Source organism: Bacillus proteolyticus, from assembly GCF_001884065.1.
Classification (GTDB): domain Bacteria; phylum Bacillota; class Bacilli; order Bacillales; family Bacillaceae_G; genus Bacillus_A; species Bacillus_A proteolyticus.
Window position 1 is genome coordinate 1 of record NZ_MACH01000103.1, and the last position, 970, is coordinate 970.

Below are 970 nucleotides of genomic sequence, written 5' to 3' on the forward strand. Positions count from 1 at the left end.
CACAATTTCTTCTAATTTTGTATCAAATTTATCACGACGTGTTCCTTTGAACTGACTTTTTGTTAGACTCCTGCCTAAATTGGTAAACTCTTTCTTATAAGAATCAAAATGATGAAGTTCTCCCTGTAAAGATCTCTTTGCGGCTTTTAAGCGCTCTAACTTTTGGGCATTTGCCCTGTGACTAGCCATTTTACTATCATAACTTGCCTTAAATCGATCAACACGTGCATGGATATCCGCTTTTCGTGCAGCTTCTTTGGCTTTATCTTCCTCTTGAGTCATAATGTTTTCCCTCCTCAAAATCTAGTTTCCACACCAAGACTATCTTTTTGTTTTGCATCGGAGTTCATCGAGTAGAAGAAACTATCAGTATAGAAATAATTAACTGCAAGGACTGTTACTAACGCATCTTCAAAGCAACTACTGATTTCTTTAAATAACCATATTTTTCTGGTACAAAACCAACGAAATTTGTGGTTTCCTCATTTAGGGCAAGTGGTAATTGTAGATTATCTAACATCTCTTGTACTTGTTGATTTGTATAAAAATTATGCATAGAGATCGTTTTAGATAACATCGGAATCTTGGTAGAACTTGTGCCCTTCCATTGCTGATTTATCTGTGTAATCTCTTGTTCTAAATTATTCAATCGATCAATATCGCTTTATCCATGAATTGGTTAATAAATTTAAACTTCATGTGGCTCGTCTAGTTTGATTTGCGCTCGTCCAATAATTTCTTGTGGAATCAGAGCATCACGCTCGATCAGATAAATTAAAAGAGGTGTCAGCACAATGAGTTGCACGGACACCTTTTTTAAAAATCTAATTTAAGCCAAAAGAACTTGCATCCTGACGATCACGGTCTGCGACAGTATCTGCATATTTGGTCAACTGCGTATGAATACTTTGTAATAAATTTTCCATTTGTTTCACATTACCTTCAAGCTGTTTGTATTGCTCCAAGTAAG

At 35.6% G+C, this 970-nt stretch carries 2 protein-coding genes; both read right to left on the reverse strand.

Features of this window, described 5'->3' with window-relative positions; genetic code table 11:
• A partial coding sequence (locus tag BAQ49_RS18620) for a DUF5082 domain-containing protein (RefSeq protein ID WP_071746600.1) occupies positions 1 to 282 on the reverse strand: 282 nt, incomplete at its 3' end.
• A gap of 118 nt (positions 283 to 400) precedes the next feature.
• Complete coding sequence (locus BAQ49_RS33655) at positions 401 to 577, reverse strand: hypothetical protein (protein ID WP_244159112.1); 177 nt, start codon at positions 575 to 577, stop codon at positions 401 to 403.
• Positions 578 to 970 lie beyond the last annotated feature (393 nt).